Raw genomic sequence first — 14,064 nt, 5'->3', positions numbered from 1 at the left:
TCAGGCGGTCGCAATGGCGTGCGCGCGCTCCAGCGCATTGAGCACGTCGCAGCCTGCAAAAATGAACGAGGTCACGCCCGCTTTGTTCAGGGCGGCTTCGCTGTCGCCCGGGCGTCCGGCGAGCCAGACGGTGGCTCCCGCCGCAGTGAGTGCTTCCGTGGCGGCGCTACCCTCGGCGGCATAGCCGGCGTCGGATCCGCACAGGCAGGCCAGGCGCGCGCCCGATACCTCGAAGGCTGCCACCAGTGCGGCGAGGTCGGTCACGCCGTCGCCCGCGAAGCCCTCGCCGCTGGGGGCAGCGAGCCCGCCCGCCTCGAATAGGTTTCGCGCGAAACCGGCGCGTGCTGCGAAATCGGCGATCGGGCCCAGCGTTGCGAGGAAGACCGCAGGCCGATCGGCAAATGCCTCCGCCTTGTCGCGCAAGGTCTCGTAGGGCTCGGCCAGCCGATGGCTGGGCAGAGGTTCCGTGCTGATCGCGCTCGCGACAGTCCGGTCTGCAGCCTCGACCGGCCCGACCGCGAGCACGGTCACTGCCGCTTCCTTGAGATTGGGGAACTCGCTGGTGCCCGTAATCGGCTCGCGGCGGCTGGCTATGGCCTTGGCGCGGCTCTCGCGTTGCTTGGCGAGGCCCGACTGAACATGGCCGTTGAGCAACGCGGACACGATACCCGGTAGTCCGTCGGCTGCCTCGCGCTCCAGCCCCTGAAGCTTCGTCCAGGCCTGTTCACAAAGCGCCTGCGTCAGGGCTTCGAAACTGCCGGCGCCGGCTGCGGGATCGGCGACGCGCCAGAGGCTCGCCTCCTCGAGCAGCACAAGCTGCGTGTTGCGGGCGACCCGCCGGGCAAAGGCGTCGGGCAGGCCAAGCGCGGCGGTGAAGGGCAGGACTGTGAGCGAATCCGCGCCGCCGACTCCGGCCGAGAAGGTCGCGATGGTGCCGCGAAGCAGGTTGACCCAAGGGTCGCGCTTCGTCAGCGAGCGCCAGGCGGTCTCGGCGTGGAGCAGCATCGGCTTCGGCGCGAGGCCGCAGGCGCCCTGGACGCGCTCCCAGAGCAGGCGCGCCGCCCGGAACTTGGAGATGGTCAGGAATTCATCGGTATCGGCGACGAGCACAAAGGATATCGCGTCGCGCGCCGTGTCCAGCGCCATCCCATTGGCTTCCAGCGCGCGCAGATAAGCGATCGCCGTCGCCAGGGCCGCGCCGAGTTCCTGCGCCTCGCTGGCTCCCGCCTCGTGAAAGGGGCGGACGTCCACGGTGATGAAGGGCCCCTTGAAGCCGCGCCCGCTCAGCTCGCGGATCGCCTCAGCGAGCTCGCGGCCGGTCTCCTGCCAGGACGCTGGCAGCGAACCCTGGCTGGCGAGCACGCCGATGGGATCGAGCCCGAAGTCGATCGAGGTCGTCTGGGGAGCATGGCTCCTACTCTCGACGAGATCCGCCATCAGACGCGCCTTTGCGACGCCGTGCGCTACCGGATCGATCCGCAGGCGGATCAGGTCGAGCATCACGCCGTTGAGGGCGGCATCGAGGGCCGCGCTATCCTCGGCGACGAGGCCGTATCCGCGTGCCGCCTGGGCTCCCGCGAAGCTCAGCGAAAGAGAATCCGCGCCGCCTTCGAGATCGGCGAGCGCAAGCTTCCTCGCCTCCTCAGGGACGGGATGATCGAGCCGTGCCGTGACATGCCAGCGGCCCGCTTCGGCACGCACTGGCCGGCCGGTTGGCTCCGCCGCGGGGTAGAGTGGTTCGATGCGGATGCCGTCGGCACTGCGGCCGACCAGACGCTTCTCGAAGTCTCCGCCCTTCAGGACCTTGTCGACCGCCGCGCGCCACGCGTCATGCGAAGGCGTCGGGAATGCATCGAGATAAGCCAGATCGGGTGTCGGGGCCGAGTCCATGCGCGCCGGTGCTCCTCTCCTGCCATTGTGCAGTCGTGGGCTGCTGATTGCCATGCGGCAACGCGCACCGCCACCCTTCTTGTCGGAAAAAGCGGATGCGCAAATCCGCCCCGAAACGACAACGCCGCCCGAGGGGCGGCGTTGCTTCAGGCTGCTTGCCTGCAAGGACCGCTCAGACGAACTGGCCGAGGCCCGGGATCGCGCCGACGATGGCGCCCATCGTGTCTTCGCCGGCCTGCTCGCGACCAACCGCGAACATTTCCTTCGAAACGGTCTGGATCTGGCCCATCGAGAGGCCTGCGCCCATCAACTGGCCGCCCAGCGCCATCACGCCGCCACCGCCGCCCATCAGGCCGCCGACCATGCCCATCAGGCCGCCCTTGGCGCCGCCCTCGGCGTTGGCGAGGTCCTGCGCGCCCGGAAGCGCTGCCATCAACTGGCCGATCTCGGCTGCCGGGCCTTCCTTCTGCAGGAACGCGAGGATGATGCCGATCGCCTTGCGGGCGAGCTCTTCGTTGAGCCCGGAGGCCGCCACGATGCGGGAGATCAGTTCATCCATGTTCATGTCCTTGAGTTTATCTCAGCTGAGAGAAGCTGGCGATAGTTTACATGTTTACGATCCGATTCCAACCGGCTTCGGGCTTCCGCCGGCTGGCTCGTTTCGCTACACCCGATGCTCGACTTATTCGACAACCTGACAGGCGGATATCATGGCGAAAGCGGAGATCACGGTCGATCCAGGCGCGATCCTGATCGGCAAGAGCTGGAAAGCCGAGAATCTGCTGCTCAAGCTTGCCAACCGCCACGGCCTGGTGACCGGCGCGACAGGGACCGGCAAGACCGTGACCCTGCAGGTCATGGCCGAGGGTTTTGCCCGCAACGGCGTGCCGGTCTTCGCTGCCGATATCAAGGGCGATCTCTCGGGGATCGCGGCGCCCGGCGATTCCAAGACCCCTTTCGTAAACCGCGCCGAGGAGATCGGCGTGAAGTACGAGCCCGACCAGTTCACCACCGTGTTCTGGGACGTTTTTGGCGAACAGGGCCATCCGGTTCGCGCCACCATCTCCGAGATGGGGCCCCTCCTGCTCGCCCGCCTGCTCGATCTCAACGACACCCAGGAAGGCGTGCTCAACATCGCCTTCCGCATCGCCGACGAGCAGAAGCTCCTGCTGCTCGACCTCAAGGATCTGCGCGCGATCCTGGCGCACATCGCCGAGAACGCCTCCGAGCTCACCACCAAATACGGCAATGTCACCGCCCAGTCGGTCGGCACGATCCAGCGCGCCTTGCTCGTGCTAGAGAACCAGAAGGGCGACATGTTCTTCGGCGAGCCTGCGCTCGACATCAACGATCTCATGAAGACCGACCGCTACGGCCGCGGTATCGTCAACATCATGGCCTCCGACAAGCTGATGGCCAATCCGAGGCTCTACGCCACCTTCCTGCTCTGGCTGTTGTCGGAGCTGTTCGAGCAGCTGCCCGAAGTCGGCGATCTCGAAAAGCCCAAGCTGGTGTTCTTCTTCGACGAGGCGCACCTGCTGTTCAACGGCGCGCCCAAGGCGCTACTGACCGCGGTCGAGCAGGTCGTGCGGCTGATCCGCTCGAAGGGTGTCGGCGTCTATTTCGTCACCCAGAACCCACTGGATATTCCTGACACCGTGCTGGCCCAGCTCGGCAACCGCGTCCAGCATGCGCTGCGCGCCTTCACCCCGCGCGACCAGAAGGCCGTGCGTGCCGCCGCCGAGACCTTCCGCCAGAACCCGAAATTCAAGACCGAGGACGCGATCACCCAGCTCGCGGTCGGCGAGGCGCTGACCTCGACGCTCGAAGGCAAGGGCACGCCGACCATGGTCGAACGCACCCTGATCGCGCCGCCGATGGCACAGGTCGGCCCCTGCAGCGTCCAGCAGCGCCAGCAGTCGATGGTCGAGTCGGGCTTCAAGGGCAAATACGACACGATGATCGACCGCGAGTCGGCCTATGAGATTCTGATTCAGCGCAAGAACATCGACGCCAATGGTGGCGCGGTCGAAGCCTCGACCTCTGGCGGTGGCGGCATCCTCGACACGATCGGCGGCTGGATCGGCACGGCGACGCAGCCCGCTCCCCGCCCCAAGACCGGACCGGGCAGCCGCGGCGGCGCCCTGCCGCAGAGCATGACGGAGAAGATCATCACCTCGGCAGCGCGCTCGGCGGCGACATCGATCGGCCGCCAGGTCGGCAGCGCGATCCTGCGCGGCGTGCTGGGGTCGATGATGGGCGGCAAGCGCTGACGCTCGCGCTCGGCACCGCCCCGAGCCGCTCCAGCCGAGCGACCGAAAGGCGGCGATCAGCTGCGCGCGGGTGCGACGCGCATTCGCCATGCAAACGACGGTGCTGACGCCACAGGCCGATCCCGCCATGATGGCGTCAACCGAAACGGCTCCCGGCACACGGGCGCCGATATCCTCCACCACAGCCGGATGAGCGCCATGTCAAAGCTGCCTGCTATTCTGTCCCGCCTCGACACCGATCTCGAGACTTCGCTGACGCGCCTGTCGTCATGGCTGGAAATTCCGTCGATTGGCACCGATCCGGCGTTCAACGCCGATACCCGCCGTGCTGCTGAATGGCTCCGCGCCGATCTCGAATCGCTGGGCTTCGAGGCTTCGCTGCGCGAGACCGCCGGCCAGCCGATCGTGCTCGCTCACCGGCGCAAGGAGGGTGCGCCGCACGTGCTCTTCTACGGTCACTACGATGTGCAGCCGGTCGATCCGCTGAATCTGTGGGAGAGCGACCCGTTCAAGCCTGTGGTCAAGGAGATCGAACCCGGTCGCAAGGCGATCCTGGCGCGTGGCGCCTGTGACGACAAGGGCCAGGTCATGACCTTCGTCGAGGCCCTGCGCGCGACGCTCGCCGAGACGGGCGACCTGCCCGTCAGTCTGACCATCCTGGTCGAGGGCGAGGAGGAGTCAGGCTCGCCGAATCTGCCGGGCTTCATCCGCGACAATGCCGCCGAGCTCAAGGCGGACGTCGCAATGGTTTGCGATACTGGCATGTGGGACCGCGAGACGCCGGCGATCACCTCTTCGCTGCGTGGCATGGTCTACCAGGAAGTCACGCTGACCTGCGCCGACCGCGACCTGCATTCGGGGCTCTATGGCGGCGCGGCTGCCAATCCGATCCATGTGCTCTCAAAAGTCGTCGCAGCGCTGCATGACGAGACCGGCCGCATCACGCTGCCGGGGTTCTACGAGGGCGTCGAGGAGCCCACCAACGCGCAGAAGGCCGACTGGGCAGATCTTGCCCTTACGGAAGAGGATTTCCTCGAGCCGATCGGCCTCAAGCACTCGATCGGCGAAAAGGGCCGCATGCTGATCGAGCAGATCCAGTCTCGCCCGACCTGCGACGTCAACGGCATCTGGGGTGGCTATACCGGCGAGGGCAGCAAGACCGTCATCGCCTCAAAGGCCTCCGCAAAGGTTTCGTTCCGTCTCGTCGGCAAGCAGGACCCGGCCAGGATCGCGGCTGCCTTCCAGGATTTCGTGCGTGCGAACATCCCCGACGACGTCACGGCCGAGTTCATCAGCCATTCCGGCTCGCCGGCGCTGGCGATTCCCGTCGATTCGCCGCTGCTGCGCAAGGCGAGCGATGCGCTGACCGAGGAATGGGGCCGCAAGGTCGTGACCATCGGCTCGGGCGGTTCGATCCCCGTCGGCGGCGACTTCAAGCGCACGCTGGGGCTGGACACCCTTTTCGTCGGCTTCGGCCTGGAGGACGATCGGGTCCATTCGCCCAACGAGAAATACGACCTCTCGTCCTTCCATAAGGGCCAGCGCTCCTGGGCCCGAATCCTGCAGGCTATCGTCTCATGAAATCGGTTTGCGTCTTCTGCGGCTCCAATCCAGGCAATGATCCGGTCTATGCGACGGGGGCACGCGCCATGGGTGCCGAGATCGCCCGGCGCGGGCTCGTGCTGGTCTATGGCGGCGGTGCGGTCGGGCTGATGGGGATCGTCGCCGATGCCGCGCTCGCGGCCGGTGGCGAGGTCCATGGCGTCATCCCGCAGGCGCTGCGCCAGAAGGAGGTGGGCCACCACCATCTGACCCGGCTCGAGGTCGTCGACACCATGCACACCCGCAAGGCGCGGATGGCGGAGTTGTCGGACGGCTTCATCGCGATGCCGGGCGGGATCGGCACCTTCGAGGAGTTGTTCGAGATCTGGACCTGGGGCCAGCTCGGCATCCATTCCAAGCCACTGGGCCTGCTGAATGTCGCCGGATTCTATGATCCGCTGGCGGCTTTCCTCGATGGCACAGTGGAGGCCGGCTTCCTCAAGCAGACCCACCGCGCCATGGCCATGACCGACACACAGCCCGCGACCCTGCTCGACCGGATGGAGCAATACGTCCCGGCCCAGACGATCAAATGGGTCGAGAAGGAAGAGACCTGAGCGCGTGCGGTCTCATCTCAGGATTGTAGGAATTTAGTCCTTGACATCGTGACGCTGATCGGGTAGAGATCAGGAACGCTCACGAAGTGTGACCAGAAGCCAAGCCGCCGCGCTCTCCAGCCGGCGGCTTTTGCGTGTCCGGTCTGCGGGGATCTCACCATGGCCGAAGACGACGAAGACGCGCCGGCAACACCGGCCGCGAAGCGCAGGCGGCTGCCTGTCGGCCGCAAGGCTGTGGTCGACAAGCTCTGGCGCGCCGCCAAGCGCCAGCTCGTGGCGCATGAGGCCCATCTCGATGAATTGCCCGCTGGAACCGCCGCCAGCGAAAGCGACGCCAAGGCGCTGGCGACACTCGCCCGCACGGTACGGGAATTGGTTGCGTTGGAAGCGGCGACTGCAACACCGGAGGGACAATCGACCGATGATCTCTCGTCAGCCGCCGGTTTGCGACATGTCGCCGAGCTCCGCAGAGAGCTTGCACGCCGTCTTGATGCGCTTGCCGCCGCAGAGGCGGGTGCCTCTGTTGAGGAAGCTGCTCGAGATCGCGACGCCTGACGAATACGAGGTCATCCTCGTCGAATGGATGATCTGGGCTCGTCCAGACCAAAAGCCGTCGGGACCGCCACCCAAACCCGTCTGGCTCGTGCTCGGCGGGCGCGGCGCTGGCAAGACGCGCACCGGGGCCGAATGGGTCAAGGGCATGGCGCTGGGCCAGCCGCCCTTCGCCGATAGCCCAACCGGCCGGATCGCGCTGGTGGGCGAGACGCAGGGCCAGGTCCGCGACGTCATGGTCGAGGGCGTCTCCGGCCTGCTCTCGATCCATACGCGCTGGGAGCGCCCGACCTGGTCGCCTTCGCTGCGGCGGCTGAAATGGCCCAATGGCGCCATCGCGCAGGCCTTTTCGGCTGAGGATCCAGAAGGCCTGCGCGGCCCGCAATTCGGCGCCGCCTGGTCCGATGAACTGGCCAAGTGGCCCAATCTTCAGGAGTGCTGGGACATGCTGCAATTCGGCCTGCGCCTCGGCGAGAACCCCCGGCAGGTGGCGACGACGACGCCGCGCCCGGTGGCGCTGATCAAGCGCCTGCTGGCCGACCCCCATGTGGCGGTGAGCCGCGCCGCGACGCGCGCCAACCGCTTCAACCTCGCGCCCGACTTTCTGCGCACGGTGCAGGAAGCCTATGGGGGCACGCGGCTCGGCCGACAGGAACTCGACGGCGAGATCGTCGAGGAAAGCGCCGATGCGCTCTGGACGCGGGCAATGATCGAGGCTTGCCGCCAGACGACGCATCCCGCGATGGCGCGGATCGTCGTCGCCATCGACCCGCCGGCCTCGTCCTCGCAACGCGCGGATTCCTGCGGATTGGTCGTGGCCGGGATCGACAGCGAGGGCATCGGCCATGTGCTGGAGGATGCGACCTTGTCGGGCGCCCGGCCCCATGACTGGGCGACGCGGGCGGTCGCGCTCTACCAGCGCCATGAGGCCGACGCGCTCGTAGTCGAGGTCAACCAGGGTGGAGAGATGGCCACAAGCGTGATCCGCGAGGTCGATCCGGCCGTGCCGGTCACGGCGGTGAGGGCGACGCGCGGAAAATACCTGCGGGCCGAGCCGGTTGCGGCGCTCTATGCCCAGGGTAGGGTGCGCCATGTCGGCGCCTTCCCGGCGCTCGAGGACGAGCTCTGCGACTTCGGCCCCGGCGGGCTCAGCTCGGGCCGCTCACCCGACCGCCTCGACGCGCTGGTCTGGGCGCTCACCCATTTGATGCTGACGTCCAAAGCCCGTCCCCGGGTGAGGGGGATTTAGCTTCGCCTGGACCGTCATTGCGAGCGTCAGCGAAGCAATCCAGAGGCGGCAGTGCTCTACGGCCCCTGGATTGCTTCGTCGCTTTGCTCCTCGCAATGACGGTCGCGTTTCAACCGGGTCGGAAGCCGGACTAACTGCCGTCATTCGGCAAGAGATGCCCGGGTCAAGCCCGCGCATGACGTGCATTTCACGCCTCAATAGCGAGACATCCATGCTCAATTTTCTTCGCAGCCTGCGCGGCATCGCCGCGCCGGATCAAAAGCGCTCGCGCGTCGGGCCGCTCGTCGCACTCCATGAAGCGGGGCGGCCGGTCTGGACGCCGCGCGACTACGCTGCGCTCGCCCGCGAGGGCTACGAGCGTAACCCGGTCGTGCATCGCTGCGTCAGGCTGATCGCCGAGGCGGCGGCGCAGATGCCGCTGATCGCCAAGGTCGGGAGTCGAGAGACGCCCGATCATCCGGTCCTGGCGCTGATCGACCGGCCCAATCCCCGGCAGGGCGGCATCGCCTTCCGCGAAATGCTCTACGGCCATCTGCTCGTCGCCGGGAACGCCTATGTGGAGGCGGCCTCCGTCGGACGGGAGCCGCGCGAGCTGTTTGCGCTGCGGCCCGACCGGATGCGCCTGGTGCCGGGGCGCGACGGCTGGACCGAGGCCTATGACTACACCGTCGGCAATGAGACGGTGCGCTTCCGCCAGGGGGAGGGCGCGCTCGCGCCGATCCTTCATCTGACGCTGTTTCACCCGGTGGACGATCACTACGGCCTGTCGCCGATCGAGGCTGCCGCCTGTTCGCTCGACATCCACAACGCCGCCAGCAACTGGCACAAGGCACTTCTCGACAATGCCGCCCGGCCCTCCGGCGCGCTGGTCTATGACGGGCCCGATGGCGCCGGCCTTACGGATACGCAGTTCGACCGGCTCAAGGCCGAACTGGAGGAGAGCTTTCAGGGCGCGCGCAATGCCGGCCGGCCGCTCCTGCTCGAAGGCGGGCTCGATTGGAAACCACTCTCCCTGACCCCGGCCGAGCTCGATTTCGTCGCGGCGAAGGGCGTTGCGGCACGCGAGATCGCGCTGGCGTTCGGAGTGCCGCCGCTGCTGCTCGGCCTGCCCGGTGACAACACCCACGCCAATTTCGCCGAGGCCAACCGCGCCTTCTGGCGGCAGACCGCCGTGCCGCTGGTCAGGCGCACCGCGCAATCGCTGGCGCAATGGCTCGGTCCCGCCTTCGGGGACGATCTCGCACTGGAACCCGATCTCGATGCCATCGAGGCGCTGGCAGACGAGCGGGAATCGCTCTGGCGCCGGCTCGGCGCTGCGACCTTCCTCAGCGAGGACGAGAAGCGCGAGGCGGTCGGCTACGGCCGCCGCCTGCCAGCACAGGAGGATGGCTCATGAACGCGTTCGAACAACTCCTCACCGCCTTCATCGGTCGTGGCGATGTCGGCCATCTCGGCCTGCTGCTTTGGGCGGGCTCCGCCTCGGCCTTCGCCTATTTCATGCTGCGCGAACTCACGGCGGCCAACCGGCGCTTCGACGAGTTCGTGCGCGAGCTCAACCGCTTCAATGCCCGGCACGAGGGAGAGAGCCATGACCCGGTCCAGTGACAAGAAGCCTTCGCCGTCGACAGCGTCCGGCGCGGGCAGGGCTCCCGATCGCAAGCCCGGCCGCAGCGCCAGCACCGAGGCGTTCGGCCGCTTCGTCGGCACTCTCGCGCGGCTCGAAGGCGGCAAGCTGCAGAAAGGCCAGGACCAGGCAAGCAAGGAGGCCGGCCGATGAGGGCGCTGCATACGACAGGCCCGCTGGCGCGCGAGTCGAAATTCCTGGCGCAGCCACCGACTCGCGTCCGGCCGGACGGCATGTTCGAAGGCTATGCCAGCCTGTTCCGCATCGCCGATCTCGGCCGGGACGTCGTCGAGCCTGGCGCCTTTCGCGAAAGCCTCGTCCGTCGCGGGCCGACGGGTGTCAAACTGCTCTGGCAGCATGATCCCGCCGAGCCCATCGGCCGCTGGCTCAGCCTGATCGAGGACGGTCGCGGCCTTTTCGTGCGCGGCCAGTTGCTGCTCGCCGTCGCCCGCGCCCGCGAAATCCACGCGCTGATGCGCGAGGGCGCCGTCGACGGGCTGTCGATCGGCTTCCGCTCCGAGAAGGCCCGCACCGAGCCGCGCACCGGTTTGCGTCGGCTCGAGCGCGTCGATCTCTGGGAGATCTCGCTCGTCACGTTTCCGATGCTGCCGCAGGCCCGCGTCAGCGCCGTCAAGGCGTTGCCCAGCCCCTGCGCCTCCATTCACGCCTGATTCGCTTCACTCCGAGGAGAGACCATGACCACCTTTAACCATGCTCCCGAGACCAAGGCTGCGGGCGCCGATCTCGCGCTCGCCTTCGACGATCTCCGCTACACGCTGGAGAGCTACCGCGTCAGCAATGACGAGCGCCTGGCCGAGATCGAGACGCGCCGCGGAGCCGATCCGCTGACGCAGGAGAAGATGGCGCGCATGGATGCCGCGCTCGACGAGGCCCAGCGTCGGCTCGACCGCCTGACGCTGGACCGCAGCCGACCGGCGCTCGCCCAGGACGGTGAGCGCGATCCCCATGTCGCCGAGCACAAGGCCGCCTTCGCCACCTACATCCGCAATGGCGAAGCCGGCAGCCTGAAGCGACTCGAGGGCAAGGCTCTCTCGGCCGGATCGGGCCCTGATGGCGGCTATCTCGCGCCCTCGACCGTCGAGAGCGAGATCCTGCGCCGCCTCGCCAATGTCTCGCCGATCCGCGCTATCGCGACCGTCCGCACCATTTCGTCTGGCACCTACAAGAAGGCGTTCTCGACAACGGGCCCGGCCGCCGGCTGGGTGGGCGAAGCCGCATCGCGGACCCAGACCGACACCGCGACGCTGGCCGAGCTCTCGTTCCCGACGATGGAGCTCTATGCCATGCCGGCCGCGACGCAGACGCTGCTCGACGACGCCATCGTCGATATCGACCAGTGGATCGCCGAGGAGGTCGAGAGCGCCTTCGCCGAGCAGGAGGGCGCTGCCTTCGTCAATGGCGACGGTTCCGACAAGCCCAAGGGCTTCCTGGCCTATGACACGGTCGCGGATGGCAGCTGGACCTGGGGCAAGATCGGCGTGCTCAACACCGGCGTCGCCGGCGGATTTCCGACATCCAGCCCGTCCGACATCCTGGTCGACCTGATCTATGCGCTGAAGGCCGGCTACCGCCAGAACGGCTCCTTCGTGATGAACCGCAAGACGCAGGCTGTGCTACGCAAGTTCAAGGACTCGGCCGGGCACTATCTCTGGCAGCCGCCGGCCTCGGTTGGCGCATCGGCGACGCTGATGGGCTTTCCGCTGGTCGAGGCCGAGACCATGCCCAATATCGCCAGCGGCGCGGTCCCGCTCGCATTCGGCGACTTCCGACGCGGTTACCTGGTAGTCGACCGGGCAGGCGTCCGCATCCTGCGCGATCCCTACTCCGCCAAGCCCTATGTGCTGTTCTACACGACCAAGCGCGTCGGTGGCGGCGTCCAGGATTTTGCCGCCATCAAGGGGCTGAAGTTCTCGGCCTGATGCAGGGAGCGGACAGGGCGCTCCGGGGTCACGACCCGGGGCGTTTGTCCCGGCTCAGCGGGAGAACCACCAGCTGTAGCCGGCGCGGGGGGGCGCAGCTTCGCCAATGCGGCCATCCGCGCCCATCGCCATCAGGCGGGCGCTCGCCTCGGTGATCCAGGAGCGGTGGTCGCCGACGGGAGTGATGGCAGTGAAGCCGCCGCAGATCTTGCGGACCCGCGAGTTCAACGGACCGCTCGACCAGCTGACGATACCCACGAGATCGCGGGAGTGCGACAGGCCGCGCAGGACCGGCCCGCCGGAATCGCCGCGGCAGGCGCCCGCGCCCGGGCTCTCGCCCTTGTTCTCGGTGTCGACCGCGACCTTGACGGTGTTGGCGGTAGTATAGCTGCCGGCATTGACGAGTTGCGTCTCACGTAAGCGCCGGGCGGTGTTCTTGTTGGTCTCGACGCCCAGTCCGAAGCCGGCCATCGTGACCGTTTCGCCCTGCCAGAGGCCCCCGCCAAGTGTAACCGGCTCTATGTCTCGAGGCAGAGGTCCGGCCAGACGAAGTACGGCCAGGTCAGCGCCAGGCTGTGTGCGCGGCGTCGTGCCGGGCACGAAGCTCGGATGCGGCAGAACCGCGATCACGGCGTGGCGGCGAGGCCGAAAGCGCGCGTCGAGACTGACGATGCTGACCGCGCCGCCCCCCATGATGCAATGGGCGGCGGTCAGGACGAGTTCGGGGCCGATGGCCGCGCCGGAGCAAAGCTCGCCGCGGCTCGTCTCGACCCGCAGCGTCGAGGCGCGCACGCCGCTGACGTCGCGCGAGTTCGTTCCGCCCACCACCGCGAGGGCAGGCGAAGCGGCGGCCCAGAGGGCGGCAGTCAGAACGAGCGTGCGCAATGTCATATCGGGAACCGGTTGAACGTCACTGTCAGTCTATGGCCTGGCGCCCGCCAGTCCAGTCCCTACGTCAGCGACCCATCGTCCAGGTAGCGCTTTCGCCCCAGTTCGACAGGGTCCGGTCGATCCAGCCGCGCTGCGGCCCGACCAGGACGCCCTGGCTCAGGAGGCCGCAATTCCGGCCCTTCGGACCGGTCGACCAGCTCGCGACCGCGACCACGCCATCGCCAATAGTGATCGGCCCGCCGGAATCGCCCTGGCAAGCGCCGATGCCGGGATTTTTGCCTCCGCCGGCGGGATCGGCGGCCCAGATCAGCAGACGGCCGGGTCCGTAGGGCTCGACTGCAACTAGCGCTGCCGAGCGATAGGTGCCCGTCGTCCGGGCCTCGCCTTCGCGCAGGACGCCGTAGCCGGCGAGCGTGATCGCTGCCCCCGCGCGCGGCAGGCCGCCATCCACGAGGTCAGCGGGCACGAAGCGCGCCGGCAGCGGCGAGGACAGCCGCAGCAGGACCATGTCGATCGAGCGGCGCCGGTTGGCGATGGCGCCGCCGTTGAACTCGGGATGCACGGCGACGCTCGCCGGCGTGATCAGTACCGGTTCGCCGCTGCCGTCCTTCCAGTGCACTCGCAGATCGACACCGCCGGCGACGCAATGCGCCGCGGAGAGGATCGCGCGTGGCGAGAGCACGATGCCGGTGCAGACCCCGCCTCGCGCATTCAGCACCATCAGGGTCGAGGATTGCGCCGGTCCGCCGTCGCGCCCGCCGAGCACGGCCTGCGCCGGCCAGGACGCCGCCATCGCGCCGAGCGCAAGCCCGGCCGTCACGATCCATCGTCCGATGCCCATCGCATGCTCCTTCTTAGTACAGGGCTCGATAGCGCGTCGGCTCCCGCATTTGAACCCGCATTCGGAGCGACCATGACGCCACTTGCCTTGACGCCGCCGGCGCTGGAACCGGTCTCGCTCGACGAGGCCAGGGTCTTTCTGCGGCTCGACCAGACCGACGAGGATGAACTTCTCTCGACCCTGATCACGGCTGCACGCCTTATGGTCGAGGCCGCCTCGGGCCGGATGCTGATCGAGCAGACCTGGCGCATCGTGCTCGATGCCTGGCCGAGGGGAGGCGAGATCCGCCTGCCGCTTTCGCCGGCGCGCAGCATCGAGGCGGCCCGCGTCTATGACGCCGAGGGCGCCGCGCAGAGCGTGCCCGAGGCCGCGCTGCAACTCGACGGCGCGGCCGATCCGCCGGTGATCCGGTTGGCCGGCCCGGTGCCCGAGGTCGGCCGGAGACGAGGCGCCATCGAGATCGATGTCGTCGCGGGCTACGGTCCCGAGGCGATCGACGTGCCGGCCTTGCTGCGCCATGCGGTCCTGCAGCTTGCGGCGCGCTGGTTCGAGCAGCGCGGCGATGTCGCCGGCCGGGACGGGACGGCATTGCCGTCCGAGATCATGGCGCTGGTCGCGCCGTTTCGCCGGACGAGGCTTTGAGCG

General features: G+C 67.9%; 15 protein-coding genes. 11 read left to right on the top strand and 4 right to left on the bottom strand.

All coding sequences use genetic code 11. The features are described from left to right. Entirely contained in the window at positions 1-1,890 is a 1,890-nt protein-coding gene (locus AC1D2L_RS04145) for a methylmalonyl-CoA mutase subunit beta (RefSeq protein ID WP_476844537.1), read from the bottom strand. Positions 1,891-2,062: 172 nt separating this feature from the next. Further along, the gene (locus AC1D2L_RS04140; RefSeq protein WP_476844536.1) at positions 2,063-2,449 is read right to left on the bottom strand and encodes a DUF2267 domain-containing protein; all 387 of its coding nucleotides are present in this window, start codon (positions 2,447-2,449) and stop codon (positions 2,063-2,065) included. Positions 2,450-2,600: 151 nt separating this feature from the next. On the opposite strand from AC1D2L_RS04140, the gene AC1D2L_RS04135 reads away from it, so the two are divergent. The 10 genes from AC1D2L_RS04135 (at position 2,601) to AC1D2L_RS04090 (ending at position 11,687) form a co-directional block, all read left to right on the top strand. Next, on the top strand, positions 2,601-4,163 hold the full coding sequence (locus AC1D2L_RS04135; protein WP_476844535.1) for a helicase HerA-like domain-containing protein: 1,563 nt from the start codon (positions 2,601-2,603) through the stop codon (positions 4,161-4,163). A gap of 198 nt (positions 4,164-4,361) precedes the next feature. Beyond that, on the top strand, positions 4,362-5,744 hold the full coding sequence (locus AC1D2L_RS04130; protein WP_476844534.1) for a dipeptidase: 1,383 nt from the start codon (positions 4,362-4,364) through the stop codon (positions 5,742-5,744). Further along, on the top strand, positions 5,741-6,322 hold the full coding sequence (locus AC1D2L_RS04125; protein ID WP_476844533.1) for an LOG family protein: 582 nt from the start codon (positions 5,741-5,743) through the stop codon (positions 6,320-6,322). Before AC1D2L_RS04130 ends, AC1D2L_RS04125 begins: the two co-directional genes overlap by 4 nt. 159 nt (positions 6,323-6,481) lie before the next feature. After that, positions 6,482-6,877 (top strand): hypothetical protein, encoded by a 396-nt coding sequence (locus AC1D2L_RS04120; RefSeq protein ID WP_476844532.1) that lies wholly within the window; start codon positions 6,482-6,484, stop codon positions 6,875-6,877. After that, positions 6,813-8,123, top strand: a complete 1,311-nt coding sequence (locus AC1D2L_RS04115; RefSeq protein WP_476844531.1) for a DNA-packaging protein — start codon at positions 6,813-6,815, stop codon at positions 8,121-8,123. The genes AC1D2L_RS04120 and AC1D2L_RS04115 overlap by 65 nt, the downstream gene beginning before the upstream one ends. A gap of 211 nt (positions 8,124-8,334) precedes the next feature. Further along, positions 8,335-9,519: a phage portal protein gene (locus tag AC1D2L_RS04110; RefSeq protein ID WP_476844530.1), complete on the top strand. Its 1,185-nt coding sequence runs from the start codon at positions 8,335-8,337 to the stop codon at positions 9,517-9,519. After that, a complete protein-coding gene (locus tag AC1D2L_RS04105; RefSeq protein ID WP_476844529.1) occupies positions 9,516-9,728 on the top strand; it encodes a hypothetical protein in 213 nt (70 codons plus the stop codon). The genes AC1D2L_RS04110 and AC1D2L_RS04105 overlap by 4 nt, the downstream gene beginning before the upstream one ends. After that, entirely contained in the window at positions 9,712-9,900 is a 189-nt protein-coding gene (locus AC1D2L_RS04100) for a hypothetical protein (RefSeq protein WP_476844528.1), read from the top strand. Before AC1D2L_RS04105 ends, AC1D2L_RS04100 begins: the two co-directional genes overlap by 17 nt. After that, positions 9,897-10,418 (top strand): HK97 family phage prohead protease, encoded by a 522-nt coding sequence (locus AC1D2L_RS04095; RefSeq protein WP_476844527.1) that lies wholly within the window; start codon positions 9,897-9,899, stop codon positions 10,416-10,418. Before AC1D2L_RS04100 ends, AC1D2L_RS04095 begins: the two co-directional genes overlap by 4 nt. 24 nt (positions 10,419-10,442) lie before the next feature. Then, on the top strand, positions 10,443-11,687 hold the full coding sequence (locus tag AC1D2L_RS04090; protein WP_476844526.1) for a phage major capsid protein: 1,245 nt from the start codon (positions 10,443-10,445) through the stop codon (positions 11,685-11,687). Positions 11,688-11,741: 54 nt separating this feature from the next. On the opposite strand, the gene AC1D2L_RS04085 is transcribed toward AC1D2L_RS04090, so the two are convergent. Further along, complete coding sequence (locus AC1D2L_RS04085; protein WP_476844525.1) at positions 11,742-12,578, bottom strand: S1 family peptidase; 837 nt, start codon at positions 12,576-12,578, stop codon at positions 11,742-11,744. A 64-nt stretch (positions 12,579-12,642) separates the two neighbouring features. Further along, on the bottom strand, positions 12,643-13,419 hold the full coding sequence (locus tag AC1D2L_RS04080) for a S1 family peptidase (RefSeq protein ID WP_476844524.1): 777 nt from the start codon (positions 13,417-13,419) through the stop codon (positions 12,643-12,645). A gap of 72 nt (positions 13,420-13,491) precedes the next feature. Between AC1D2L_RS04080 and AC1D2L_RS04075 the strand changes: the two genes are divergently transcribed. After that, a complete protein-coding gene (locus AC1D2L_RS04075) occupies positions 13,492-14,061 on the top strand; it encodes a head-tail connector protein (protein ID WP_476844523.1) in 570 nt (189 codons plus the stop codon). Positions 14,062-14,064 lie beyond the last annotated feature (3 nt).

This window comes from Allobosea sp. P1_B10 (assembly GCF_056406735.1).
The sequence above is the reverse complement of the archived record's forward strand: the minus strand, read 5'-3'. Positions and strand labels throughout refer to the sequence as shown.